Below are 25,767 nucleotides of genomic sequence, written 5' to 3'. Positions count from 1 at the left end.
GCCAGCAGACAATATATGATTCCTCGCTCCACGGGCCTCTCTGATGCGGGACTTCTTCGTTCCGTCAACCAAGATGACTACCATATCGACCCTGATGGGCGATTTTTTATAGTTGCTGATGGCATGGGAGGACATGCAGGAGGCCAGGAGGCAAGCCAAATCGCCACTCAGGCTATCTACACCTATCTAGATGAGCATTGGCATTCCGACGAGACTTGCCCAGCGTTATTAGAAAAAGCCTTCTTGGATGCAAATCAGGCGATTTTACAAGATCAAGCGAATCATCCAGAACGCTCAGATATGGGCACGACAGGCGTTGTAGTGATGTTTCGCCAACAGCAGCCTTGGGTCGCTCATGTGGGGGACTCTCGCCTTTATCGAATGCGAGGGGCAACTCTAGAGCAAATCACTGAGGATCATACTTGGGTGGCACGGGCGATGAAAGCCGGGGAGCTGACTTCCGAACAAGCTAAAATGCACCCGTGGCGTCACGTATTGTCTCAGTGTCTGGGTCGTAAAGATTTGCGTCTGATTGAGATCCAACCGCTGGATGTGCAAGCAGGCGACAGACTGCTGCTGTGTAGCGATGGACTCACAGAAGAACTCTCGGATCAGTTGATTGCAACTCACCTCAAGGTTACTTCCTTGGAAAAGGCAGCCGACGCCCTTGTCGAGTCCGCTAAAGATAAAGGGGGCAGAGACAATATTACAGTGGTGCTGGTAGCGATTGAGGGGGGCGACTGAGAAGGAATAGCGGTGAGGGGATTCCCCTCGATCAAAAAAACCCACACTACCATCGCCTGCGGCTCCCTGCCCCTAATCCCCGTTCATGGGGATTAGTTGTCTCATTCCGTTGACCGCTGATGGCTCGCAGAAAGGGAATAAGATCCTCCTGGGTTTTTCAGATTTTTCCTGAATTAAACGAAATCCCTCTAGGTTAGACAAAACGTTAAGGGAATCAGATTCACAACTGAGCGATCGCATTTTAGACTTTAGACTTTAAACAGTCCTAGTAGCAATTCTTTAGAGTCCCTTGAGACGTCTTCTTTTTCTCACGGAACGATTTCCCCCAGATATTGGCGGGTTAGCGAGTAGCGCCGGACGCATCGCCGCCGCCCTCTGCCAGTTGGGCATTGAAGTAGACGTTGTGGCGTGGAGTCGTTACTTGCAACCGGGAGAAGTCCGGAGTTCAGATGTTGCCAGAGGGGGAGCAACCGGGCACGCTGAAAGTCAAGATTTCCAAATCGTCAAACATCTCAAAGTCCATCGGGTGGGGCTATATCGCCACTGGGATATGACGATGCCTCATACGCTTAACGTCCTCGACTGGCTGCATCAGTGCCGTGGGTACGATGCTGTTTGGGGGCACTATGTCTTCCCCAGTGGGTTCTTAGCTACTTGGTTTGCAGCGACAAATGGCCTTCCCAGCACGGTAAGCGCCCGTGGGAATGATATCGATCGAGCCATGTTTCCACCGGGAGATTTTGCGCGACTGCAATGGACGTTGTTAAATGCCCGTTTGATTACGGCGGTGAGTGCTGATATGGCCCGAAAGATTCAGCTACTCGCCCAGCGGGATAATGTGATGGTTTTGAAAAATGGCGTCAACGAGCGGGTATTTTCGCCCCCCATTATCGGCGCAACTCATGAATCATCCCTTCTGAGAGCATCTTTAGGCATTGCTCCTGATGAAGCGGTACTGGGATTTTCCGGAGAATTACGAGAAAAGAAGGGGCAGCAGTTTCTTCTGAATGCCTTAACAATAGTCCGCGCCCAACGTCCTGCGTGTTTGTTAATTATCGGGGAAGTGCGGGCGTCTCAAGAAGCAGCACTACAACTCTATGCGACTCAGCATCCAGAAGACGCCAAGCGGGTGATTATTACCGGACATTTAGCGAGTCCTGCGGCGGTAGCGGGGCATCTGCGGCTGTGTGATGTCTATCTGCAACCTTCGGTATGGGAGGGGATGCCGAATGCGTTGCTAGAAGCGATCGCTTGTGGTTGTTGCTGTATTGCCAGCGATGCCGGTGGAATTCCAGAGGTGATTGAGCATGGGAAAAGTGGATTTTTGCTTCCTCGTTCCCAGTTACATCGACTGGGTGAGGCGGTGCTGGAGTGTTTAGATTTAGAGCCAAGTGCTAGGCGTCAGATTGGGATGGCAGGGCGCGATCGTATTCTCGCTGAATTTTCTCTAAAACATGAAAATCAGCGGCTTCAAACTGTTATCGATCGTTTAATTCCAAGTTCCTCATAAGCTGCTACCAAAGCATCACCGGCGTGTTTCCAAGTGTAATCATTCTCAATCTGCTGACGGGCATTCCTTGCTAAGTTTATTGCCAATTCCGGTTCTGTTTTTAACCTCAGCAAGGCATCTTTAATTTCCTTTGCAGAACCTGGTTTGACGAGCAGGAAATGTACCCCATCCACACCCAATTCTCTCACCACAGGTAAATCGCTAGCAATTACCGGCGTACCTGTCGCCATTCCTTCCAAAATTTTTAAAGGACAACAACCCTGAACCAGATTTCGGTCATTGGGCGTCAACGGAGCCAAAATTACATCAGATGCATGAATTTTTTGGACGAGTTCCGCTTGCGATACAGGGTCTAAAATCGTGAGAGACTCTGCTACTCCTAGTTTTAAAGCTAGCTGTTTTAAGGCTAAAATCTGAAAGTCGCGACCTTGTCCAATGACTGTTAATTGAGTAGGAAAATCCCGGTCAGCAAGTGCCAGTGCTTCAACAGCAAGATTAATCCCTTGCCAAGGGGAAAATGTCCCAAAATATAACACCTGAAATCGAGGCTGAGTCTTTATTGAATCATTTTCAATCTGTAGGGGTGGCATTTCCTTGTCCTGATAGGGAAGATTTGGATACTCGGCATCCCTAAGTTTTGAAGGACGATAAGTAAATATATCTAAATCAACTCCATTGGGAATGACGCGGATTTTTGAGCCGGGAACCCCTCTTGTTTGGAGATAGTCCCTGGTTACGGAACTAGGCGTTAAAATTAAATCTGATGCTTCTAGACAAATTTTTTCTTGTGCCTTTAATTTGTGCAATAATTCCCGATCTTCTGCCACTGCTGGATAGCGATATTTGAGTTCAATGGATGGCAATCCATTAACTTCAAAAATTAAATACTTACATAATTTTTCTTTGCTCAGGGCAATGGGAAATCCTTCATAAATAGAACGGATATGCACTGTCTCAAACCACTGATTCTGCCACCAATTGCCCAGCATCGCGCGAAAATAAAGCACTCGATTAATTAACGTATCTCCTAGCGCAGGTAACATGGATTGGATAACATGAGGTGATTCCCTCTGATTTACTGCGTAGGCTGTCGGGGAAACTGTCACTAGCTGAATGTCGCCAAAAGCATCTGCCAAAGCTTGAGTAAAAGCAGAAATATGAATTGCGGCTCCCTTGGGCGCTGGTACGGTATCAAAAGAAACGTAAACTATTCTAGAATCGTTCATCAACTAAACTATGACTCAATTTTGCCCTAAGATTCTAACTTTTTGTAACGATAGTTACCACTTCCGAGAACGTATCTGTTATCAAAGCGTTTGAGTGTGATTTTAGGTAAGCGATCGCTACCTTCCGTAATTCCCGATTCATTGATATTGAATTTTTATTACAAATGTCAATAAATTTAGAAGCCTTTCGCAAATCTCTGACTTATTCGGTGACGGCTGCTGTTTCTGATATTGTCAAAGACTTAAGGGAAATGGCAACCCTAGATAGAGCCTCGGAGGCAAAGCAAACAGAGTTTGGAAGTTTAGCAACCAAATGTGTTATTGGTGCGATTACTTCAATTGTTATAGCGTTCATTTTAATGATAGTTGTAGGAGAGATGGGAGATGGGCTTCAATTATTTGGAAATATTGTAACTATTTTATTATTGTTTGTTGGATTAGGATGTACGATTGTAGCGATTTATGCAGGAATAAGGAGGAGTAAATATAGCCGATTAAATTTACCAAATCATCGCTATGCATTAACGGAAAAAATTTTGGAAATGCTGGAGCGAGATATGGATAAGGAAGCTAAGGTCAGTGTTCATTTAGATCTCAGTCCAGCCCATCAAAAATCTAAGCAGATTAAAACAGTTGCCCATCCCTCGAAATCAGGATTTAAAATAGATATTTTCCAAGATGATTGGCTAAAAATGGAAGGACAATTTTTAGATAAAACTCGTTTTGTATTAACAACTTCTGAGCTAAATCAGACCGCTTATGGATGGAAAACTTCTAGAAGCGGCAAATCAAAATACAAAACGAAATCGAAAGCCAAGGGATTAGATATCAGTCTGGATTTAACTTATCCGCAACGACGGTACGGGGCAATCAAAGTTCTGAACAATGAAGCTGTGAATGCAGTAAAAATTCCAAAACTGACTAAGGTAAAACGGATGAGAGTGACGGATAAGGGAATAAACTTAGTCGTGAAAATGCCACCTTCGATGCCTTGGAACGAAGAAACATTGTATCAAACTATCACGATGATGTTTCTCAGCCTGTATCAAGTTCTAAATTTAGCTCGGATGTTATCTAAGGCAAAGTAAGTAAAAATAAAAACATATTTAGTTTGTTTGCAAAAATCCGGAACATTAATTATGCAAACTGTTCCTAAATAAAGGAAGGATTTTGGTGGAAACTTGAACAATGAATAACATGAACAGAAAATTTTTTTCCGGCTTAGCTTTGGCAGCGGTAATAATACTAGTTTCTTGTAGTAATTCTGTTAAGCAGGCAGCAGAAGTATCTACAACATCTAACCCGCAAACATCTCCAATTGCTCAAAATAATTCGTCAGCGGTGACGACTAATACAGAGAAGATAAAATTTAAACAAGAGGGGGGTGCGGAAGATTTTGCCCTGAAACCAGAGGCGGATGGGGCAAAATTGCTTGATGGAAAGGACAAAGAATTAGCTCGATTTAATGTTGATGGTGGGGGGAAAGTAAAAATCAAGAATCCTGCCGATCAAGTTTTAGGCTACGTTGTAACCAAAGAGGGTTACTGGAAGATTGAGAATGCAGATCAAACAAAAGAATTGTATGTTTTGCGAAGACAGAATGATGGAGATTACAAGTTAGAAGATGCGGCAGATAAAGAAATTTACAGGATTAAGGCGCGAGATTACGGTTTTGAGGTTGAGTCACCGGATAAACAGTCGCTTTACAAGGTGAAAGTAAAGAATGGTAAAACTTCTCTGATCAATGCAGCCGACAAACCAGTTTTTTCTACAAAATCTCAGGTAAGCGCAATTGCGATCGCTAGTTTCGGATTCGACGTTTTAAGCAAAGAACAAAAAGCCGCTTTAGCTTACGCAGTTAATCGTTCGGGAGGGAAATAATCCTTGCAAATTCAACTGAGTTGGATAGATCCAGCCACCGGCGAAAGACGAGAGCCCATGTTAGAAACGCCTGTCGCCTTGGGTCGAGAATTTGCCTCAATGCCCCAAGAAATTGATGGTAATCGGGTTGCTAGAATTGTGTTAGCCAACGAGCAAGTGGCTGAATATCATGCTCTAATTGATGTAGCGAATGGCGAGTTAATCGTAGTCGATCAAAATAGCAGTACTGGCACCTTAATTAACAGCGTCCGGTTGCCCAGTAGTACGCTAATCGATGGCGATCGCTTGCAAATCGGCCCCTACGAAATTCAACTCAATCCCAGCAGCAGTCAGGCTACCAGTTCATCGGGGATGGCTGCAAGTGGAGAATGCGATCGCATGGTGGGATTTCTCTTCAAACGTCGCTGCGGACGCACTACAAACATTGGCTGTCCTTATTGTAGTTACCCAGATAATAACCCCTATTACTACGATTATTCCTATTACTCTGGATATGGTAACTACAATCGCGGTTATTGGGGCAGCAACTACTATGACAACCGCGATCGCTATGATTATGACCCGGAAACTGGCAATGTCGATTTCACCGAAGCAGACAATATGAGTCTAGAAGGGGAAATGGATGCCGATTTTGAGATGGATATGGGGGCAAGTTAAATTTTTAACGCAGAGGGACGCCAAAGATAACGCAGAGGCACACCAAGAAAAAACGATTCCTTAACGTACCTTTGCGTTTACCTTTGTGTTCTTTGCGTTGAAAACTCCAAAAATGTCAATTTGGTTAATTTATGCTTTGGGAGGCGGTTGGGGACATCTTACCCGTAGCTTATCTCTCGGACGAATGGCTACCCGTTACCATCACGTCAAAATTCTTACGAATACCCCTTATGCAACTTACTTGGGCGGTGAGGGTTGCGATGTGCAAATCATTGCACCTGACGCTGGTTTTGGGGCGACTTGCGAACAAGTGCGGGATGTTTTATTAAACACCCGGTACGACTGTTTAATTGTCGATACTTTTCCTCGCGGGTTGGGTGGTGAGTTGGCAGATATTTTGCCCCAGTTAAAGCACATTCCCCGAATTTTAGTTCACCGCGATATCACCCCAGCTTATATTCACCGTTTTGAGTTGCGTTCTTTTGTTAAAGAAAACTTTGATGCGGTTATTGTGCCGGGAGATGGAGAAGATTCGCCGCTAGCAGATTTACCAATTGTCTATTACACCAGTCCCTGGTTAATTCGCAATGCTGAGGAACTGCCAGATAGAAAAAAGGCGCGATCGCTACTTGGTCTTGATGCATTGTGTCATAAACCTGGCGACTGTAAGTCGCAGCTAAACAAACAAAGTCTGCCTTCTCGGACTAAAGAGACTGAATCTACTATCAAAACAAAGATTATCCTGGTGTGTGCAGCCGGACAAGCTTCCGAATCATCTTTCTTTGGTAAGCTCGCAACTCACCTAAATGTAGCGTTTCCAGAGGCAACGGTGTGTGTTTTAGCACCGTTTTGTCCAGAAGGATGTCCGCCGCAGTTCTGGATTTCTCACTCACCGGGAATTGAATGCTTACCGGCGGCTGATGTTGTTGTCGGCGGGGCTGGTTACAACACGGTTCATGAATGTGCTGCGGTGGGCGTCCCGTTAGTCGCTTTTGCCTTTAAGCGACTATATGACCGTCAAAAAGTTAGGGCTTTACGATGCGCCTACTGTGTTGAAGAGATTGAGGACGCGATCGCGACTGTGGCAATGCTGCAAAATCAGGTATCCAATCGCCCTGCGGATTATCCTAATGGTGCTGTAGAGGCAGTACGGCTAATTGAGAAACAATTTACCTGAACGCACAGATTTCCATTATAAAAATATACTATCAAAAACTCATTTGTACAAGCTGCTTTAGGTAATTTAAAGCCTAAAAAAGCCTTAGCAAAAGATTGTTAAATTCAATTCATAAGCAACCAGTTCTGCTTGTTAGACAACTGAGTATAAAGCTATTAAGTATCGCTGTATACATTTATTTGATAATTCTTAAGTTAGATGAAGTTTCTGGCAGTTGTAGCAAACTGGGTACTAAATAACCATAAACCATTAACAACCATGAAAACTAACGAAGCAACCAATCGTGGGGCTACCACTGAGCAAGGTGAAAGTAAACAGGAGCTTAATCAAAAAACCTCTAAGCAATTTCTTATCAGCACGACAATCGGAGTATTAACAATTCTCGTGGTTGCTGCAAGTTATTATTTCGGACTCATGGGATCTTAATGCTACTGAGGAAGGTGGATCAAATCACTTACACTCATTCCCATTCTGTAGGGGATGGCAGCGCCATCTCCCTATGCAAAATGGGAGGTTAATTAAATCCCCGTTCCTTATTCAATGGAAGCGCTTGTTGCTTCTCGTTCCAAGCTCAGCTTGGGAACGAGCAATTTAGCCGCAGCTTTCCAACTCGCTAAATCGGCAAAAGAGCGATCGCGATAAACTCCATATCGCTCCTGCTTATTGCGAATCCGAGTCGGCAGTTCCGGCAAAATTCCGAAATTAGGCGGCATTGGTTGAAAATGCTTTGATGACGCCGAACTAATAAATTCAAACAACGCCCCCATCATCGTCGTTCCTGGTAGCGTTAGCGGATCTTTGCCCAAAGCCAGCCGCGCCGCATTCGTCCCTGCCAGCCAGCCACCAGCCGCCGCTGCCGTATAGCCCTCAGTCCCCACCAATTGCCCCGCCGCTAGCAACGTGGCGCGTTTGTGGAATTGCAAAGAAGGTTTTAACAGTTGGGGCGCATTAATAAACGTGTTGCGGTGCATCACGCCCAGCCGCACAAACTCAGCATTTTCCAACCCTGGAATCAGCTGAAACACTCTCTTTTGTTCGCCCCAGCGCAAATTCGTCTGAAATCCTACCAGATTCCACAACTGCCCCGCCTTATCTTCTTGACGCAACTGCACCACCGCATAAGGACGTTGCGACTGATTTTCTGGAGCGCGGAAATCGCCTTTACGGGCATCAAACAATCCCACCGGCTTCAACGGGCCATAACGCATCGTATCTTCCCCCCGCTGCGCCAGTTCTTCAATTGGCAGACAAGCTTCAAAAAACTTAGCCGTTTCCCGGTCAAAGTCCTTCAATTCCGTTTGTTCAGCCTTGCAGAGTTCCTGCCTAAAGTGGAGATATTGCTCCCGATTCATCGGGCAATTGAGATAAGCCGCGTCTCCCTTGTCGTAGCGAGAAGCTAAGAAAGCCACATCCCGGTTAATCGATTCTCCCACCACAATCGGGCTGGCGGCATCGAAAAAGCTCATGTATTCCATGCCCGTGAACTGCTGCAAATCTTCAGCCAAATCCGGACTGGTTAGTGGGCCACTGGTGAGGACAACAATGCCTTCTGTGGGGATTTGGCGCAATTCACCGCGTCGTAACTCAATCAGGGGATGATTCGCGAGGATTTCTGTCAATTCGCGGCTAAATACGCCCCTATCCACCGCCAAGGCACCCCCAGCGGGAACCGCGTGTTCGTCGGCTTTATTGATAATCATTGAGCCGAGACGACGTAATTCTTCATGCAAAAGACCGGCTGCGCGATCGCTCGACATTGCCCCAAAGGAATTACTGCACACCAATTCTGCCAAGTGTTCGGAGTGGTGGGCAGGGCTAAACCGCAGCGGTCGCATTTCGTGCAGCACCACTGGCACACCCGCATTAGCGATTTGCCACGCCGCTTCCGTCCCCGCTAAACCACCACCTATCACCTGAATCGGCTGTTTTTCCATTGTTCTTATTCCTTTGCTAATGGCTAATGAGAGTGATGAGTTCCAAGAAAATTCTTGGATTCACAACTCATAACTCAGACACGATTAATCGCGTCTCCCCTTAAAACTTTTTACCAATTCCCAATTACCTTTTACTCAATTATCTGAATCAAACCTTCAACAACTGCGCGAGATTTCCTGGCACTGGCAATAGAATGCTCACTAAAAGTGCCAAAACTAACAATCCCCAGAGATCGCGCTTGTTGTCAAGTTCGCTCACATCATTCAGCGCCGGTTCATCAGAAACTGGCATCAAGAATAAGAATATTGCCCAAATAAACAAATCTGGCTGAACTAAAGACAATCCCAGCATCAGCAGTCTGCTAATTTGACCAATCATCGCCCCATTTCGTTGCCCAAACATGGCATGGACAATGTGACCGCCATCCAGATGTCCTACCGGCATCAACTTAAACGCTGTCCAGATAAAACCGATATAAGCCGCCACTCCCACTGGGTGAAGCTTGATTGCCGTGTTTGCTGTCAGTTCAGATCCCAGCGCCCATTTACTTAGCAAAGTTAATAACAGGGAAAACCGGGGATTCAAAGAAGTGAAGTTTAAGATACTCGACTGCTCCGACACAGCAACCACATCCGAGTGGGCTAATCCCCAAAACAATAGCGGTAACGTCACCAAAAAACCAGCGACGGAACTGGCAATGCCCAAATCGAATAACGCTTTGCGGCTGGGTACGGGCGATCGCCGCCCAATGAACGCTCCAAATGTGCCCAAGAAAAAAGGAACGGGGATAAAGTAAGGCAGCGTGGTGCGAATTTTGTAATATTGGGCACTCAGGTAATGACCGAGTTCGTGGATGCCTAAGATAGCCACCAATGCCAAAGCATAGGGCAGTCCTTTTAACAGCAAAGCTGGGTTAGATTGCAGTGCGGCGTTAGAAACTTCTGAAATTTCCACCCCAACTAAAGTAGTGGTAAACAAAGTTACAAGCAGCAGCCCTAAGGCTAAAGCCGGTCGTTTTAAAGGTTCGGTTTGCTGCTGTGCCTGCGAGTGAGCTTGGGGATTGGGAACCAGTGCGAAGAACGGACTCCCATTCAAACCTTCTTGAAAGACAACAAAGAAGCGATCGCCAAATAATTTCTCAATATTCTCCCGAATTGTCTGGTACGCCACCTCCGGATTCGTTCGCAACTTGCCGCGACAAATTACCGCTTGGGGTCGGTAATCGATGTTCTGGAGGTAATAGATAGACCAGGGAAAGCAATTGCGAAGATTTTTTTCCTCCGTTTTATCAATCGGACGGACAGTACTTCCTGCGTCGCTAGCAGAAACAGGCTGTACCTCAGATGGATTCTGAGCTTGTTCCGCCACCATTTCTTGCGGTTTTGGCGGCGGGGTAAAATCTCGACGCCCCCACTGAATCAGCAGCCAGTACAATATCGGGCAAATGATAAACGGGGCAATCTCCAAAGCTGGCGGCATTCGCTTATCTTCACCGTAGACCAAAATCCAGGCACTCCAAATGAATGCCGGTGTCATCATCACCATCCACAAAAGCCAGATTGGGGTTCGGGTGATGCTGGCAACACTGCGCTTCACGATGAAGTAGGTAAACAGTCCTAGTAACAGTAGGAGCAACCAGAGTTCCATGATCTAAATCTGAATTGGTCTACAGGAGAATTAACTGGCTAGCAATTAGCCATTCCAGATTGGCAATTAACGTGCCAGCCAATTGCTTAAAAGAGCAAAGTGCAAGCAGATTCTCCAGAATACAGCGCCACCATCCCGACTTATAACCCCTCGAAGGAACAGCCGCATCCAGCACGTAAAACTTCAACTGGCTGTCCTTGACACCATCCTTAACACCATTTGTGCATCTCCACCCAATCGGGACACATCGGATGGAACACCCCATTCCATTGTAGAAAACCCAGGGGATATCCCGACCGATTGTTTTGAAGGTTTGCCGAAAACAAAGTCGGGAGTCGCTAGATGTCGCTAGATTTTATTTATTCTTTGCGACCGATTCTCCCTCACCCCTTCACTTTGGATTTTGGGCTAGAAGATAAACCACGAATACCGTTCCCGCATCTACCTCTGAATGGAAGCTAATCGTGCCGCCATGCATCTCCACCAACTGGCGAGTTAAAGCCAATCCCAACCCAGTCCCTTCGTGCTGCCGATGCAGAGAGCTATCAATTTGTTGAAACGCCTCAAACAAAAGATGCTGTTTCTCCATCGGAATCCCAATTCCCGTGTCTGCCACCTCAATCATCGCCTGGTTACTTTCACACTGCATCCGCAGCCATACCTCACCCCCTGGTGGTGTGAACTTTACCGCATTCGAGAGTAGATTCAGCAAGATTTGCCGCACGCGCCGTTCATCCCCCCAAAATTCATCGGCGGGAGGCAACTCAGCGAAATCCCCTGTTAGCTTCACCTGTTGGACTTGAGCCTTTTCTTGCAGCAGTTCCAAACTTTCAATCCCTACCTGACGCAGAGAAAACTGACTGAGGGTTAAAGACGCCTTACCGGATTCAATCTTAGATAAATCGAGAATATCGTTAATCAGCTGCAACAGGTGCTGTCCGCTATTGTGAATAATCTTGAGATATTCTTTCTGTTTTCCGCTCAGTTCGCCAAAATACGGTTGCATTAAAGCGGAGGACATCCCAATCACAGATGTGAGCGGTGTCCGCAATTCATGACTCATGGTTGCTAGAAACTCAGTTTTCGCCTGAGAAGCTGCATTCGCAGCAGTCAAGGCATCTTGCAACTGCTCGGTTCTCAGAGATAGCGCCTGCTTCGTCTCCACTAGCTCCGTAATTTCACGGAAAGTCCCCAAGCAAGCATAAACCTCACCATTAGAGTGCTTCAACGGCACTCTGGAAGTGTCGAAGTGGTGAATCCCATCTGGGAAAACTAGGGTTTCCTGTTCGTGTAGCGTTTCTCCCGATTCAAAAACCCGCAAATTTTGTTTGGCAAACGACTTAGCAATCAGAGGCGGGAAGCATTCTAGAATCGACCGATCCTGAACGGCATATCGGTTGTCAAACCCCATCCTTTGAGCAAAAGCATGATTGCAAAAGCGCAGACGCAGATTCTCGCGCTCGACCACAAAAATGTAGTCTGGGTGAGCATCAAAAAAACTTTCCAGCTCAGCGGTGCGTTCTCGTACCAAGGCTTCTAGGGTTTGGTTTTGCGCCTGAATTTGTTGGTAAAGGGTTGCTTGGTAGATAGCGATCGCGAGTTGGTCGGCAACGGTCGTGATAAATCTTAACTCCGACTCGTGCCAGTAGCGGGGAAATTGATCCTGAGCAAAGGTTAAGCAGCCCCAAATCTTTTGCTGCCGGTGAATTGGCACCATCAACCAAGCGCCCGGATATTTTGCCGCCAAAGAGCGATTCATCGGGTCATCCACTAAGCGCGTATCGCTCACCTGGACAACCTGTAAATTCCGCAGCGTTCTGGAACAACAGTTTTTTTGATCGGGAACGATCAAGTTCATGGCTGTGAGGATATCAGCATGAGCGCGATATTCAGTCAGCGGCTTCCAACACTGCTGTTCCTCTAAATACTGAAAAATCAAACATCGATCTGCCACCAAAAGATGACCCAGTTCCAGCGTCACCGTTTCAAAGATATGGGACAGTTCTAAAGAGGCCCGGATTTGGGCAACCAGCCGATTTAATAGCGCCGCATGAGTAATTCGTTCCTCCGCTTGCTGGTAAAGCGTTGCCAGGTTGTGTCCTCGCTCTACCAATTGCAGCGCCAGATGCAGTAATTGCCGCTCTCCCGGTTGCCACTCCCGCTTCTGATCCCATTGCTCAAGCACTAGCAAACCAACCAATCCAGACGCGCCGTGTAGAGATGCCATCTCTCGCGGCTCGATTTTCTGCGGGTGTGTATGCAACCAGGTCAAAAAGATCGATTCGGCAGCCGTTGAGCCAATGTTTCGCTCAGTTGCCCAAGGCTTGCCCTGATGATGTTTGAGAAGGCACTGTTCGACGTTTGCCCATTCAGGATCGTGAGTTTGCCGAGCCGAAACGGGGATAGATGAATCGTGGGCGATCGCACTCCACAAGGTACGCTCATCTTTGGCGCTATAGAACGCAATTAAACACCGACTAACCCCAAAAGTCTCTTGAATCAACACCGCCGAACGCTGCAAAATTACCTGCGCTCCCTGGCTTGACCAGCTAATTCGTAGCAGTTCTTGGAGTAACTTTTCTGGCTGTTGCCAACTCGGCACTACAGCCTGGGGAATGGGGGGTTGGACAAGGTGCGCCTGGATTCCCGGCTCCCTCAACAAGGCGGTTTTAATCTGAATCTCGGTTGTAGGATTGCCGATTAAACTCGCCCCAGCACTGCTACAAGCATTTGTATCTGCTTTTTCTGGAGTCTGAGTGCTTATTTGACTGGTTAAGATAGCACTCACCAGCGTTGATGTGAATTCGCTCTGCAAGGCTGGGAGATTGGGTTGAGGGCACCAATCGGCAATGGCTCGCTTGAAAAGTGAAGAGATTTCTGGGGTTAAGTGCAACCCGCGAGGAATTTCAGCGCAAATACTGCCCAAAATCGCCGGATCGAAGCCAAAACACAGCTCGTAAGGATTGGTGTTTAGTTCAGAATTCTCAGTGGTTTTGTAGCTGTGCAACATCACATTGAAGCGATCGCCCAGTCCCAAAATCACCAACGAGGGCACCTTGCTTTGAGTCTCTGGAGTTGAGCTAAGGGTTCGAGTTAACTTCCGCAGCTTCAACGAACAAGGCAACCATCTGTGTTGATTCTCACATTTATTCTCGCAATGGGTTGCTGATGGCTTCCCCATTGCCAGATTCAAAAAACAGTTGGGCGGGGTCAGCAGCTCCGGCAAGCCCAAAGCACCTGCTTCTGGGGATGCATACCCGCACCGCGCTCCTTTTGATTGTCTCTCCGGGCACAGGTCGCTCGGAGTAAAATCAGACTTACCCCCGGCGATGAGTACCACTCTGGAATCTGGTTGTGAAGCTAAAAACTTCAGCAATGAGTGGGCAACAGATAAAACTGTTGACCGACTGATAGAGTATCTAAGATCGTTTGCCAGGAAAACCATGAGCGCGATCGCTATATTTAGGGGTAAAAACTCTCACCAGTGGTAGGCGTGCCTTAAAAATTAAGCAATCGCATGGGCCCGTGCGATCGCAGTTAAAACCCACTCAGCCTCAGATTTTTCTAGAATCTATTTCCACTCAAGCCGAGCATTGCTTGATTCCCAATTTACACTGCTCTTTCATTGTGGAATCAAACTTACTGCACTCGCTTCGGTAAATGCACTATTAAGTTTTATCTAGATTTTCTTTTTTTGCGATTTTGGTATTACTCACAACAGAAATAAAAAAACTGAAGGCTGTTATTATCAGCCGTTAGGCGATATCCGTTAATGTTTATAGTCGTTGTGTTCGGTGCGAAGCACGGACTAAGCACTAAGCAAGAATTCTCTCAATTCATCTGCCCCTGAAGCACCTGTGCCTCTTCAGTTCCTCAGTCCTAACTCCTAACTCCTCAGCCCTCAGCCCTAACTCCTCAGCCCTCAGCCCTAACTCCTCAGTCCTAACTCCTCAGCCCTCAGTCCTCAGTCCTCAGTCCTGACTCCTGAATCAAGCCGCATCGGCAACGACCGCATTAGCGGTTAACACCTCCAACGCCGTTTTGTATTGCTGGTCTGCTTCCGTACCCACCTGGTCAAGCGTAATTGGCTCCAGAGGCACTTCCCGATCTGGCGTAATGCCTAGCTTGTTAATATCGTGATGGTTTGGCGTTTCGTACTTGGCAACCGTCACCGCCAATCCTGACCCATCTGAGAGGTCAAACAAAGATTGAATTAAGCCTTTGCCAAAAGTTCGAGCGCCTACCAATTGGGCACGACCATTGTCTTGAAGTGCCCCAGCCAGAATCTCGCTAGCACTGGCGCTTCCCTGATTCACTAAAACAACGAGAGGAGCGTGGGTAAGAGCTGGTGCAGACGCCTCAAAACTGCCCAGAATGCCTTGTCGGTTGACCGTATAGACAATCGTGCCTTCATCCAACCACATCCGCGCAATCTCAATGCCTGCCTGCAAAAGCCCTCCTGGATTATTTCTCAAATCGAGCAGATAAGCTTGTGCCCCTTGTTTCTCCAACTTGGTGACGGCATTCGCCAGCTCAGTTGGGGCATTGGCACTAAACTGACTCAGGCGAATGTAACCCACCGGGAGGCGAGAACTGCTGGAATCTAAGACTGCATAAACGGGGTTGAGGGCAATTCGCGATCGCACTAGCGTAATTTCTTCAGGCGTTTTTGTCTCCCGTTGCATCAGGAGCCTTACCTCTGTGCCCGCAGCGCCCCGCATCCTCGCGGCGGCTTCATCGAGGGTCAGTTGGGCACTCTGGATGCCATCAATTTCCAGGATGCGATCGCGCGATCGGATTCCCGCCTTCGCAGCAGGCGAACCGTCAATCGGTGCCACCACTTGCAACTCGCCCGTCTCGGCATCAAGAGCAATTTGCAGTCCCACCCCTTGAAGCTCTCCGGAAGTATTCACCTGTAAACTTCGGTACTGGTCGGGTTTTAAAAACCGCGTGAACGGATCTTCCAGAGTTTTGAGCATATTTTGAATTGCCGTGTAAGTCGCCTCACGATTAGACAGAGGCTGCTTGATCGCCTTCTGACGAGCCATCCACCAGTTTTGTTGATTGAAACTGTCATCCACGTAAGCATAGTTGACAATTCGCCATGCTTCCGATAAAAGCTGCTGTTCCTCCGTTAAAGCGATCGCTGGCGAAGTCCACCAACTTAACGTAAAGATAGTTTGTATGATTAGTACGAATACAACCCTTAACACTCGTTTGTGCATGACACAGAATCCCCCTTTCGGGCTATGTTACATTTTTTGTAGAGGCTACGCCTAGACTTCTCTCTATCGCGGTGTCTACTGATCCCCATTGCAGCTTCATGCCCCCGAAAAGAGCGGAAAACTGTCTCATGGGGTTGGCTCGTGTCAAAAACAGCAATAAATTTTTAGGAACTCTGGGTTCATGTTTTCTAAGCAGGTAACTGATTCAAAAGCCTACAACTGGTTTGAGGAGCGTCTGGAGATTCAGGCGCTTGCCGATGACGTCAGCAGCAAGTATGTGCCTCCCCACGTAAATATCTTCTACTGCCTGGGTGGAATTACACTGACTTGCTTTTTGATCCAGTTTGCCACTGGATTCGCCATGACGTTTTACTACAAGCCGACCGTCACCGAGGCTTTTTCCTCCATCCAGTACCTGATGACGGACGTCAACTTCGGTTGGCTGATTCGCTCCATCCACCGCTGGTCTGCCAGCATGATGGTGCTGATGATGATTTTGCACACCTTTCGGGTTTACCTCACCGGCGGTTTCAAAAAGCCCCGCGAGTTGACCTGGGTGACGGGTGTCACTCTGGCTGTGATCACCGTTTCTTTCGGCGTCACCGGCTATTCACTTCCTTGGGATCAGGTTGGTTACTGGGCCGTTAAGATTGTCTCTGGCGTCCCTGCTGCGATTCCCTTGGTCGGCGATCAAATCGTCGAGCTGATGCGCGGAAGTACCAGTGTTGGACAAGCCACTCTAACACGCTTCTACAGCCTGCATACCTTTGTGCTGCCCTGGCTGATTGCCGTCTTCATGTTGCTACACTTCTTGATGATTCGCAAGCAAGGCATCTCTGGCCCATTGTAAAGAGTACTGAGTGCTGTAGAGACGGGATATCTCCGTCCCTACAGCAGGGCAGGAGATATCCAGCCCATGTCCAGCGCCCAATGGGGAGAGTAGAGAAAGTGGGAAAGTCATTTTTCTTCCCTGCATTATCTATCCCTCTATTACCCCCTGACCACTTTGCCTCTTGCTTAGCTCAAAGCTTTCGAAACGCATAGGAGAACACATACAACAATGGGAACCCAAAAAAAGCCGGATCTAACCGATCCGCAGTTACGTGAAAAACTTGCCAAAGGCATGGGTCATAACTACTATGGCGAACCCGCTTGGCCCAACGACCTACTCTACATTTTCCCTGTAGTAATTATGGGGACGATTGCACTGTGTACGGGTCTGGCTGTGCTTGACCCAGCGATGATTGGCGAACCGGCAAACCCCTTTGCCACTCCTCTGGAAATTCTCCCAGAATGGTACTTCTGGCCTGTTTTCCAAATTCTGCGGATTCTACCCAATAAACTGCTGGGTATCGCCTGCATGGCAGGGATTCCTTTGGGCTTGATTCTCGTTCCCTTCATTGAGAACGTCAACAAATTCCAAAATCCCTTCCGTCGCCCAGTCGCCACGGCGGTTTTCCTGTTTGGAACCTTCTTTACCCTCTGGTTGGGTATTGGTGCCACCTTCCCCATTGACAAATCTCTGACATTGGGTCTGTTTTAAGACAATCATTTGTTATCCTTGACGCCTGTGGGTTTCAAAAGCAGTGCTTTTGTGCTGCTTTTGAAGCATCTACGGGCGTTAAGTATTATCTAGTCGCTTCCGAAAAAGCAAAGTATAAAAGAACATAGGATGTAGCTGCCTGAACCAAACTCCAGCCCCAACGCAACATTAAGTGGTTAAACTCAACTCATGGCAAAGACAGCGCTAATTACAGGAATCACCGGGCAAGACGGCTACTATCTCAGCCGTTTACTTTTGGAACGGGGTTATCGGGTGGCTGGGTTGGTACCGCTGCACCGCCAATCCAGTCTGGCTAAACTGGGTTCCCTCGCCAGCCAAATTGAGGTTTGTGCGGTTGACATGAGGGATAGCGCAACTCTGTTGGAAGTAGTGGAACAACTACAGCCCCAAGAAATTTATAATTTAGCCGCTCCCAGTTTCGTCCCAGATTCGTGGCAAGACCCGCTGGGAACGCTGGACTTGGTAACGGGTACGGCGACCAGGCTGTTAGATGCAGTGCGTCTGGCTGGATTAAACACGCGGTTTTATCAAGCCAGCAGTTCCGAGATGTTTGGGCAGGTGGATCGGTCGCCTCAAGATGAGAATACGCCTTTTCGTCCGATGAACCCTTACGCAGCGGCAAAGTTGCACGCCCATTGGACGATGGTACATCACCGACAGCGCTACGGTTGGTTTGCCTGTAGCGGTATTTTATACAACCACGAGTCATCGAGACGACCTCCAAATTTTGTCACGCGGAAGGTGTCTTTAGCGGCAGCATCGATTAAATTGGGGTTAAGCGATCGCCTGGAAATGGGCAACCTGGACGCCAAACGCGACTGGGGTTATGCTGGCGATCATGTGGAAGCAATGTGGCGGATGTTGCAGGCAGATGAACCAGAAGACTACGTGATTGGGACGGGTCAGTTACACAGCGTTCGGGAATTGGTGGCGACTGCTTTTGAGTGTGTGGGGCTAGATTGGACTCGTTATGTCGTTGTCGATCCCAAGTTTCTGCGATCGGATGAACATTTCTATCTGGTGGCAAATCCAGAGAAAGCCAAGCGCCAACTCAACTGGGAACCGCAAGTTAGCTTCGAGGGTCTTTTGGAAAAAATGGTGTTGAAGGACTTGGAACGTTTACAAAGTGCTGAGGTGCCGTCCATCGCCCAGATGGAACAAAACTCCTAAAATTCATGGATATTGAAGTGGGAGAAAAGATAGATTATTTAGAGCCGACTGTTAAACCAGTCGCTAACCATATATTTATTTTTCTGGAAGTTTTTGGATGCGAAGGGGGCATTCAATCCTACGTTAAGGATATTTTGCAGTCTTATACCTCATTGGGAAATCAAGCCAAAGGCGAGGTATTTTTGCTACGAGATGGCGTTGGATGCCCAAATCCCTTTGAGGGAAAAAACCTCAAATTTCATTATCTCAAAAGCCAAAATCCCCAAAAGGGACGCTTAAGGCTAGCAACTTCACTGCTAGCTTGTCTGTTACAACGCCGTCCCCACCATGTTTTTTGCGGTCATATTAATCTGTCACCCCTGGTGAGGCTGCTGTGTCAGCCGCTGGGGATTCCCTATACGGTGCTGACTTACGGAAAAGAATTTTGGGAACCCTTAGCCAATCAAGAACGAAGGGCACTCAAGCAGGCGGAGGGAATTTGGACAATTAGTCGCTATAGCCGCGATCGCGCCTGCGCGGTGAATGACCTAGACCCCAAGAAAGTGCAAATGCTACCCTGTGCGGTGGATGGGAATTACTTTACTCCAGGCCCGAAGCCACCCGCATTGATCGAACGGTATAATCTTGGCGGTGCCAAAGTTTTGATGACTGTAGCGCGGCTGTGGTCGGGCGATATCTACAAAGGCGTAGACGTTACCATTCGAGCCATCCCTGCGATCGCTCAAGTATTCCCAGAAGTCAAATATTTGGTGATCGGTCGTGGCGACGATCAACCCCGACTGGCACAGCTTGCCAAAGATTTAGGAGTTGCCGACCGGGTTGTCTTTGCCGGGTTCGTTCCCACCGAAGACCTGGTAGACCATTACCGCGTCGCTGATGCTTACATCATGCCTTCCCAAGAAGGCTTCGGCATTGTCTATTTAGAGGCGATGGCTTGTGGCATCCCCGTCCTATCCGGTAACGATGATGGCTCCGCCGATCCCCTTCAGGATGGACGTTTAGGCTGGCGCGTCCCCCATCGCAATCCAGAAGCCGTGGCAAATGCCTGTATTGAAATCCTCAAAGGGGACGACCAGCGCTGCAACTCTCAGTGGTTGCGAGAACAAAGCCTCACCTTGTTTGGCAAAGATGCCCTTGCCCAGCAGTTAAAACAATTGCTTGTTTAAATGCGATTAGGCACGTTTGAAAATCAATACTGAACGGCCTCTGTTCTCAGAGAGAATCGATTCTGATTTAGGATGGAAGTAGTCCATACTACCTTGCTTTTGTTGGAGACTGCCGTGAACCAGAACAGCCCCAATTCCTTTCAATTCAAGCTTTCTGGGGTCGGCTCTTGGCTTACCTTGCTGCTCATCATTTGGTTGCTGGGGTCGATTGGGCTTGGCTGGTTGGTAAAATCTTTTCTAATTCTGATAGGTTTAATCCTCGTCGCACCAGTCCTTGCCTTCCTGGGCTTTCGCTGGTGGTTGCAACGCAACCTCATTGCCGACCAGTGTCCCGTCTGTAGCTATGAATTTACAGCTTTGAATCGAACCGAGTGCCAGTGCCCCAATTGTGGCGAGTCGCTCAAAATCGAACAGGGACACTTTAACCGTTTGACGCCTCCCGGAACGATTGACGTTGAAGCCGTTGAGGTATCTGCCCGCTCTTTGGAAGACTAGAACAAAATCAAGTTATTCGTCACTCGTTTTTGATTGATTACGACTGACGAATGACTGATTATTTAGTCTGTCCAGTAATCGATAGAGTATAAGGATGGGTGCCACCCGCGCGATCGCCGACATAAACGTTATAATCCCCCCGAAGCCAAACTCCTGAAATCTCCGGCTTATCTCCAGAAACACTATCTGCCAACACGCAGAATCGTCCTCCTGGGCCATCAACCAGAAGCGTAGGCTCGCCACTGCTTTGGATACTCAACCGCAAGTAATCGATCCGATCTGCCGTTACCCGAACAACTTGATTCGGGGTTTGGGAGATATAACCGCAATTACTACTTGTTTGACCGCCAGAAGCCCCGTTGAGGACGACCGGCTCGTTCGACAACTTCGACGACAGTTCTAACACTGGGGCATCACTACGAGCCGCCCCAGCGCCTGTTAAGATTAACGCCAAGGTTGTGGGAATAACTATCCATTTGCGAAGCATCTTCATTTCGTCATCCCCTTGCCTTTTTAAGGAAGTCTTACTATAAGTGTCCTACAGAAGTAAATAAAGGTGTTTCGAGTGTGTTCCTTTTCTTAAAGTGTCACGTATCTGAGAGGGCGCTAAAATTTCTTCTTTTTTAAGTCATGGTGTTGCTAAAACAAACTTTTGTTTAAATCACCAAGACAATACATGCTTGACTGTCAGTTTTTCATTTGTAACCGTCATTTTCGTCACTCACTATAAAAACAAAAGATGAATCCTCAAGAAAATCAAGACTGGGAGCGTAAACTCCAAGAACTAGATGCTCAAATCAATCAGAGCAACCCTCCCGCGCCAATGATAGAAACCGAACCGGGGAAACCTCTCCAGGTTCAACCTAAAGAATCTCAATCAATTCAGTCTCTGTTCAACAAAATTGCTAACTGGTTTCAAGGGCTTCCTGGTGCTGGTAAAGTTGCTGTTGTCGCCGTCGCGGCTTTGGTTGGTTTTGGGCTAATCAGAAGCGTTTTGTATCTAGTTGCATCCCTGATTAGTCTCGGCATCTTGGCAGGGTTAGTGTATTTGGCGTACAAACTGTTTATTGCCCCCAAGTCCCCCGATTAGCAAGTCTTAATTTTTTGGGTAGCAATGAGGACTATGGACTCCGGACGGGTATAGTCGTCTAAGGACGTAGGGCAGGTTCATTACTAATGCGGATCTTTACCAGCAAAATAAGGGTTGCCTGCCCGGACAAAATTTGCTAGAAGCGAACAGCTAACTGCTATTTGTGGAATGCTCGAATGGCTACCCAAAGCGTGAAAAAAAGCTCGAATCGCAAAAGCCCGTCTTGGCGGATACAGATGCACCGACTACCACTGGGTACCCGACGGGGTGCTGCCACGATTGTGGAAGTCTCGCTGGTGCTTGCGAGTGCTTTAGTTCCCTATAGCATCGGTCTTGCCGCCAAGTTTTGTACGAATGCTGGTGCGTGTGTCTCTCAGGAAACCGTTCCTCTCAACCCAGTGCTAGCAACCACCGAGGATGCGATCGCTCAAACGTTAGCAATTCCCCGGCGCGCAAGCAACCAACGGGTTGCTCCACTCACCAATTTGTTTTGGTGCGGGGCGCTGGTGACTCCTGTCCTGGTCGTAGGCTGGCAACTGTATAAATTGGGAAAAACCGGGCAAACTTCGCCCAAGGGCTGGCTAGGGGTCCAAGTAGTACAAGCATCAGGTGACCCGCCAGGATTGATTCGCGCGATTTGGAGAGAGGGAGTCGGCAGGTGGGGATTGCCGCTTTCGACGGCTTATCTGATATGGCGCTACAGCGGTGCTTTTCCAGATTTGGGGATTTTGCTGGGATTGTCTGCTTTGATGTGGCTGGGGGAAAATGCGATCGCGCTGTTCAATCCCGAACGTCGCACCTTGCACGATAGAATCGCTGGAACCTTTGTCATCGATGGAGCCAGGGCTTTTGTACCCGATCGGTCGCGGAATGCTCCTCAGTTAAACCAATTGCCGGGAACCGAACAGCCAGCGAAGCGAGCAAGGGAAACCATCACAAGCATTGCCCTGACTTCTCCATCTTCCAAACCCTCTTCCAAGCGATCGCTGCATCTTTGGGATTGGATGCGTCAAAACCCCAGTCTGACGCTGATAATTGTCGGCTTTTCTTGCATGAGTGCTGTCTTGGGAACCTTCGTCGGCACTCAAATGTACATTCAAAGTCAGGCAAATTGGCGCTCGTCCAAGCAACAGAATAACAAAGTGTTTTTGGCGCTGGTCGAGCGGTTAAGTCAATCTTCCCCTAACCAATTAGAAGAACGACGGAGTGCTATCTTGGCGCTGGCAAGGTTGGACGACTCGCGAGCGATTCCCTTCTTAGTAGATTTGCTGGGTCAAGAAAGAGTCCCCGCTTTGATGGAGACAATTGGGCAAACCTTAGTCAGTACGGGTCCGGAAGCTTTACCCTACTTGCAGCGCTTAAATCTTTCCCTGCAAAAGGACGAAGCGCTGCTGCAAGGGAGTGGATTCGTAGAGCAACAGTTAATAGCAAGGCGACTGGTGGGCACTCAACGCGCGATCGCTAAAATTCTCAGCATCTACCCCGCTCAAGTCTACAAGGCCGATCTCAGTCGCACCGACCTCGCACAGGTACGCCACGAGCCTGCTCCATTTACTCTGGTTCTAGACAAAGCTGATCTTTCTGGGATTCTTTTCAAAGGAGCCTCCCTCGCAGGTGCCAGTTTACGGAATAGCCGCTTCTTGGGTGCCGGTGAGGATGGGCGTCTGGGCACCTTTGATGATCGGATTGCGGACTTCAATGGAGCCGATCTTAAAGAAGCGAACCTCAGTGGCGCTCTTTTGAGCCGTGTCCCCCTGAATCGCACCAACCTAATCCGTGCCACCTTGAATCGGGCTAATTTGTCCCAGGCTCAACTCGTCGGAGCCAACCTCAGTAGTGCCAAGCTAATCGGTGCAGACTTCCATCAAGCTGTCTTAGAAAATGCCAGCCTGACGGGTGCAGATTTAGCCAATGCCAACTTTACTCAGTCCAATCTCTCTAGCGCCCGTCTCGGACAAGTTAGCGCTGTCGGGGCTAAGTTTCCCTTTGCGCTGCTGACGAACTCCAACTGGCAAGGAGCAGACCTTTCAGAAGCAGATTTTCAGAACGCCAATCTCCAAAAAGCTGACCTCAGCGCCACCAGGCTGGTTGGTGCCAATCTCGCTCAGGCTCAGTTGCAAAATGCCAATTTACAAAACACCAACCTGAGTGCGGCAGACCTGCGCGGGGCGAATTTAGCAGGAGCTAATTTGAAGGGGGCAACCTTTGCCGCCCCAAAACCCTTGCAGTCGGATCAATTCATTCAAGAGGCACCCAATGCCGCATCCTTGGCTCGTGTTAAGGGCGTCGATTTTTCTCAAGCCAAGAATTTAGATGCCAAGCAAATTGACTTAATTTGTGACCAAGGAGGGCGTCATCCTCGCTGTCAGTAAATCAGGCAGAAGGGCACCTAGAAACCGCAAGATCCAGCGAGCAGGAAAGTGCTCTAGGGTAGATTGGGCATATGAACCAATTCCAGTTTGATCCCATCGGGATCGGCAAAGAAGACAGCGTAGTAGCCCGGTGCATACTGGTTGTATTCGGCTGGCGGATCGAGGACTGTAGCGCCTAGTTCAAGAATCAGGTTGTATAAGTTATCTACCTGTTCGCGGCTGTCGGCGTTAAAGGCAAGATGGTGTAGTCCTGGCGAGTATCGATCGTGTAGTTTGTTCGGGGAATCTGGATTCGCGGCATAAATCAAAATTGCCCCGACATCCTTTGACCACCACATAATAAACTCATCATTTTTCTCCACCTGCTGGTAGCCCATGAATTCCAAAATTGCGTTATAAAACGGTTCCGATTTCGAGCGATCGCTAACCGTCAAGCTTAGGTGATTCAAGGTACCAAGGGTCATACAAATCTACCCTGTTTCGGAAGAACAAATGTATTATAAACTCCCGTTTTGCAAGTTGGTTCAGAGCAGGAAATCCAATTTTTAGCCAGGAGCCGATATTTTGTATGCTGTTACACATCAAAAATATATAAGTTTTGATCCCTATCTACCGAAGGGCAGGCAAAAAAAGAATTCTTTTTTTACTGTTTAATTAGCTTTATGCGATCGCATTTAAAATAACCACGAGTCCCTTAAGCCAGTTCATGGTGTCCAATGAAGCTAAGCTTCTGCATGATTGTTAAAAACGAAGAATCGTCTTTACCACAATGCTTGAATAGTGTCAAAGATGTGGTAGATGAAATGGTGGTGCTGGATACCGGCTCCACTGACAAAACCGTTGAAATTGCCAGAGAATTTGGGGCGAAGGTTTATCACTTTGAATGGTGCAATGACTTCTCAGCGGCGCGGAATGAGTCGCTGAAGTACGTTCAGGGAGATTGGGTGCTGGTGTTGGATGCGGATGAAGTGCTGACACCGGAAATTGTGCCGCAGATGAAGCAAGCGATGGAAAGCGATCGCCATCTCGTCGTCAACCTGATTCGTCAAGAAGTCGGAGCCTCTCAATCACCCTATTCCCTAGTTTCTCGTCTATTTCGCAATCACCCAGACGTGCGCTTTTCTCGTCCTTACCATTCGCTCGTGGATGATAGCGTTGCCGAATTGTTGCAGAGAGAACCCCAGTGGCAGATCGTTTCTCTGTCGGATGTCGCAATTTTGCACTATGGCTATCAACCGGGAGCGATCGCATCTTTAAACAAATTCGATAGGGCGCAGGCGGCGATGGAAGGCTATCTGGCAAGCCATCCCAACGATCCCTATGATTGTTGTAAATTGGGGGCGCTTTATGTCGAAACAGGGAAAATTAGTAAGGGAATCGGAATCCTAAAGCGCGGCTTAAAATCAGCAGAGACTGATGCTTCTGTTTTATACGAGTTGCACTACCATCTGGGCAATGCCTATATTCGTGTGAACGATCTTGCACAAGCGACGACACATTATCAAGTCGCCATTCAACAGCCAATTCTGCCCAAACTTAAACTAGGGGCTTATAACAATTTAGGCAACTTGTTGATAGCATCTGGGGATTTTACTAATGCCCAAAAAGCTTATGAAACGACCTTACAGATTGACCCTAGTTTTGCGGTCGGAAAGTACAATCTGGGCATGGCATTAAAGGCAATCGGGCGTCTGCCAGATGCGATCGCTGCTTACCGCCAAGCGATTCAACTGAACCCAGACTATGCAGAGGCGTATCAAAATCTGGGAGTTGCCCTGTTGAAAATGGGGAACGTAATCGAAAGTTTAGAAGCCTTTGGGAAAGCGATCGCCCTTCACGAGCAACACAACCCAGAGGAAGCCGCTAGACTCCGCCAAGGATTGCAAGAAATGGGGTTCCAGGTTTAAT

22 protein-coding genes are annotated in these 25,767 nt (G+C 48.0%); 14 read left to right on the top strand and 8 right to left on the bottom strand.

Annotated features, from left to right (window positions below):
• Positions 1–15: 15 nt before the first annotated feature.
• Complete coding sequence (locus NDI44_RS17065; protein ID WP_190414405.1) at positions 16–744, top strand: PP2C family serine/threonine-protein phosphatase; 729 nt, start codon at positions 16–18, stop codon at positions 742–744.
• 289 nt (positions 745–1,033) lie between these two features.
• Positions 1,034–2,254, top strand: coding sequence for a glycosyltransferase (locus tag NDI44_RS17060; protein WP_190414404.1), 1,221 nt, complete (start codon positions 1,034–1,036; stop codon positions 2,252–2,254).
• Here the strand turns inward: NDI44_RS17060 and NDI44_RS17055 are convergent.
• Positions 2,215–3,480: a glycosyltransferase family 4 protein gene (locus NDI44_RS17055; RefSeq protein WP_190414403.1), complete on the bottom strand. Its 1,266-nt coding sequence runs from the start codon at positions 3,478–3,480 to the stop codon at positions 2,215–2,217. The two genes, NDI44_RS17060 and NDI44_RS17055, sit on opposite strands and share 40 nt — an antisense overlap.
• 164 nt (positions 3,481–3,644) lie before the next feature.
• Here NDI44_RS17055 and NDI44_RS17050 point away from each other — a divergent pair, with 164 nt between their 5' ends.
• From NDI44_RS17050 to NDI44_RS17035, 4 genes are all read left to right on the top strand, one after another.
• On the top strand, positions 3,645–4,568 hold the full coding sequence (locus NDI44_RS17050) for a hypothetical protein (protein WP_190414402.1): 924 nt from the start codon (positions 3,645–3,647) through the stop codon (positions 4,566–4,568).
• A gap of 109 nt (positions 4,569–4,677) precedes the next feature.
• Positions 4,678–5,361: a hypothetical protein gene (locus NDI44_RS17045; protein ID WP_199304900.1), complete on the top strand. Its 684-nt coding sequence runs from the start codon at positions 4,678–4,680 to the stop codon at positions 5,359–5,361.
• A gap of 57 nt (positions 5,362–5,418) precedes the next feature.
• Complete coding sequence (locus tag NDI44_RS17040; protein WP_199304899.1) at positions 5,419–6,018, top strand: FHA domain-containing protein; 600 nt, start codon at positions 5,419–5,421, stop codon at positions 6,016–6,018.
• Positions 6,019–6,130: 112 nt separating this feature from the next.
• Positions 6,131–7,195 (top strand): UDP-N-acetylglucosamine--LPS N-acetylglucosamine transferase, encoded by a 1,065-nt coding sequence (locus tag NDI44_RS17035; RefSeq protein WP_190414400.1) that lies wholly within the window; start codon positions 6,131–6,133, stop codon positions 7,193–7,195.
• Between the two features lie 533 nt (positions 7,196–7,728).
• Here the strand turns inward: NDI44_RS17035 and trmFO are convergent.
• The 5 genes from trmFO to ctpA form a co-directional block, all read right to left on the bottom strand.
• Entirely contained in the window at positions 7,729–9,129 is a 1,401-nt protein-coding gene (gene trmFO / locus NDI44_RS17030) for an FADH(2)-oxidizing methylenetetrahydrofolate--tRNA-(uracil(54)-C(5))-methyltransferase TrmFO (protein ID WP_190414398.1), read from the bottom strand.
• A gap of 148 nt (positions 9,130–9,277) precedes the next feature.
• A complete protein-coding gene (locus NDI44_RS17025; protein WP_190414397.1) occupies positions 9,278–10,777 on the bottom strand; it encodes a site-2 protease family protein in 1,500 nt (499 codons plus the stop codon).
• Positions 10,778–10,796: 19 nt separating this feature from the next.
• Positions 10,797–11,042 (bottom strand): hypothetical protein, encoded by a 246-nt coding sequence (locus NDI44_RS17020; RefSeq protein ID WP_190414396.1) that lies wholly within the window; start codon positions 11,040–11,042, stop codon positions 10,797–10,799.
• 126 nt (positions 11,043–11,168) lie between these two features.
• Complete coding sequence (locus tag NDI44_RS17015) at positions 11,169–14,117, bottom strand: ATP-binding protein (protein WP_190414395.1); 2,949 nt, start codon at positions 14,115–14,117, stop codon at positions 11,169–11,171.
• 649 nt (positions 14,118–14,766) lie between these two features.
• A complete protein-coding gene (gene ctpA, locus NDI44_RS17010) occupies positions 14,767–16,002 on the bottom strand; it encodes a carboxyl-terminal processing protease CtpA (RefSeq protein WP_190414394.1) in 1,236 nt (411 codons plus the stop codon).
• A 181-nt stretch (positions 16,003–16,183) separates the two neighbouring features.
• On the opposite strand from ctpA, the gene petB reads away from it, so the two are divergent.
• The 5 genes from petB (at position 16,184) to NDI44_RS16985 (ending at position 20,397) form a co-directional block, all read left to right on the top strand.
• Positions 16,184–16,852, top strand: a complete 669-nt coding sequence (gene petB / locus NDI44_RS17005; protein ID WP_190414393.1) for a cytochrome b6 — start codon at positions 16,184–16,186, stop codon at positions 16,850–16,852.
• A 210-nt stretch (positions 16,853–17,062) separates the two neighbouring features.
• Complete coding sequence (gene petD, locus NDI44_RS17000) at positions 17,063–17,545, top strand: cytochrome b6-f complex subunit IV (protein WP_190414392.1); 483 nt, start codon at positions 17,063–17,065, stop codon at positions 17,543–17,545.
• Positions 17,546–17,734: 189 nt separating this feature from the next.
• Positions 17,735–18,736 (top strand): GDP-mannose 4,6-dehydratase, encoded by a 1,002-nt coding sequence (locus tag NDI44_RS16995; RefSeq protein ID WP_190414391.1) that lies wholly within the window; start codon positions 17,735–17,737, stop codon positions 18,734–18,736.
• Between the two features lie 5 nt (positions 18,737–18,741).
• Positions 18,742–19,902 (top strand): glycosyltransferase family 4 protein, encoded by a 1,161-nt coding sequence (locus NDI44_RS16990; RefSeq protein WP_190414390.1) that lies wholly within the window; start codon positions 18,742–18,744, stop codon positions 19,900–19,902.
• 114 nt (positions 19,903–20,016) lie between these two features.
• Positions 20,017–20,397, top strand: coding sequence for a hypothetical protein (locus tag NDI44_RS16985; protein WP_190414389.1), 381 nt, complete (start codon positions 20,017–20,019; stop codon positions 20,395–20,397).
• Between the two features lie 58 nt (positions 20,398–20,455).
• On the opposite strand, the gene NDI44_RS16980 is transcribed toward NDI44_RS16985, so the two are convergent.
• The gene (locus NDI44_RS16980) at positions 20,456–20,890 is read right to left on the bottom strand and encodes a hypothetical protein (protein ID WP_190414388.1); all 435 of its coding nucleotides are present in this window, start codon (positions 20,888–20,890) and stop codon (positions 20,456–20,458) included.
• A gap of 246 nt (positions 20,891–21,136) precedes the next feature.
• Between NDI44_RS16980 and NDI44_RS16975 the strand changes: the two genes are divergently transcribed.
• Both NDI44_RS16975 and NDI44_RS16970 read left to right on the top strand, forming a co-directional pair.
• Positions 21,137–21,487, top strand: coding sequence for a hypothetical protein (locus NDI44_RS16975; protein WP_190414387.1), 351 nt, complete (start codon positions 21,137–21,139; stop codon positions 21,485–21,487).
• A 176-nt stretch (positions 21,488–21,663) separates the two neighbouring features.
• Positions 21,664–23,859 (top strand): pentapeptide repeat-containing protein, encoded by a 2,196-nt coding sequence (locus NDI44_RS16970; RefSeq protein WP_190414386.1) that lies wholly within the window; start codon positions 21,664–21,666, stop codon positions 23,857–23,859.
• Positions 23,860–23,912: 53 nt separating this feature from the next.
• Here the strand turns inward: NDI44_RS16970 and NDI44_RS16965 are convergent, their stop codons facing one another.
• Complete coding sequence (locus NDI44_RS16965) at positions 23,913–24,323, bottom strand: VOC family protein (protein ID WP_190414385.1); 411 nt, start codon at positions 24,321–24,323, stop codon at positions 23,913–23,915.
• Between the two features lie 270 nt (positions 24,324–24,593).
• Here NDI44_RS16965 and NDI44_RS16960 point away from each other — a divergent pair, with 270 nt between their 5' ends.
• A complete protein-coding gene (locus NDI44_RS16960) occupies positions 24,594–25,766 on the top strand; it encodes a glycosyltransferase (RefSeq protein WP_190414480.1) in 1,173 nt (390 codons plus the stop codon).
• The last annotated feature ends 1 nt before the right edge of the window (position 25,767 follow it).

Source organism: Trichocoleus sp. DQ-A3 (assembly GCF_039961975.1).
Lineage (GTDB): Bacteria > Cyanobacteriota > Cyanobacteriia > Cyanobacteriales > FACHB-T130 > FACHB-T130.
This window is presented reverse-complemented; position numbering and strand designations above follow the sequence as displayed.

Bases quoted from the DNA above. Each gene is read 5' to 3' on its own strand.
- NDI44_RS16970 (WP_190414386.1), top strand. From the start codon at position 21,664: ATGGCTACCCAAAGCGTGAAAAAAAGCTCGAATCGCAAAAGCCCGTCT.
- NDI44_RS17055 (WP_190414403.1), bottom strand. From the start codon at position 3,480: ATGAACGATTCTAGAATAGTTTACGTTTCTTTTGATACCGTACCAGCG.
- NDI44_RS16960 (WP_190414480.1), top strand. From the start codon at position 24,594: ATGATTGTTAAAAACGAAGAATCGTCTTTACCACAATGCTTGAATAGT.
- NDI44_RS16965 (WP_190414385.1), bottom strand. From the start codon at position 24,323: ATGACCCTTGGTACCTTGAATCACCTAAGCTTGACGGTTAGCGATCGC.
- NDI44_RS16995 (WP_190414391.1), top strand. From the start codon at position 17,735: ATGGCAAAGACAGCGCTAATTACAGGAATCACCGGGCAAGACGGCTAC.
- NDI44_RS17025 (WP_190414397.1), bottom strand. From the start codon at position 10,777: ATGGAACTCTGGTTGCTCCTACTGTTACTAGGACTGTTTACCTACTTC.
- NDI44_RS16980 (WP_190414388.1), bottom strand. From the start codon at position 20,890: ATGAAGATGCTTCGCAAATGGATAGTTATTCCCACAACCTTGGCGTTA.
- NDI44_RS17040 (WP_199304899.1), top strand. From the start codon at position 5,419: ATGTTAGAAACGCCTGTCGCCTTGGGTCGAGAATTTGCCTCAATGCCC.
- petD (WP_190414392.1), top strand. From the start codon at position 17,063: ATGGGAACCCAAAAAAAGCCGGATCTAACCGATCCGCAGTTACGTGAA.
- ctpA (WP_190414394.1), bottom strand. From the start codon at position 16,002: ATGCACAAACGAGTGTTAAGGGTTGTATTCGTACTAATCATACAAACT.
- NDI44_RS17065 (WP_190414405.1), top strand. From the start codon at position 16: ATGATTCCTCGCTCCACGGGCCTCTCTGATGCGGGACTTCTTCGTTCC.
- NDI44_RS16975 (WP_190414387.1), top strand. From the start codon at position 21,137: ATGAATCCTCAAGAAAATCAAGACTGGGAGCGTAAACTCCAAGAACTA.
- NDI44_RS17050 (WP_190414402.1), top strand. From the start codon at position 3,645: ATGTCAATAAATTTAGAAGCCTTTCGCAAATCTCTGACTTATTCGGTG.
- NDI44_RS17035 (WP_190414400.1), top strand. From the start codon at position 6,131: ATGTCAATTTGGTTAATTTATGCTTTGGGAGGCGGTTGGGGACATCTT.
- petB (WP_190414393.1), top strand. From the start codon at position 16,184: ATGTTTTCTAAGCAGGTAACTGATTCAAAAGCCTACAACTGGTTTGAG.
- NDI44_RS17020 (WP_190414396.1), bottom strand. From the start codon at position 11,042: ATGGGGTGTTCCATCCGATGTGTCCCGATTGGGTGGAGATGCACAAAT.
- trmFO (WP_190414398.1), bottom strand. From the start codon at position 9,129: ATGGAAAAACAGCCGATTCAGGTGATAGGTGGTGGTTTAGCGGGGACG.
- NDI44_RS17045 (WP_199304900.1), top strand. From the start codon at position 4,678: ATGAACAGAAAATTTTTTTCCGGCTTAGCTTTGGCAGCGGTAATAATA.
- NDI44_RS16990 (WP_190414390.1), top strand. From the start codon at position 18,742: ATGGATATTGAAGTGGGAGAAAAGATAGATTATTTAGAGCCGACTGTT.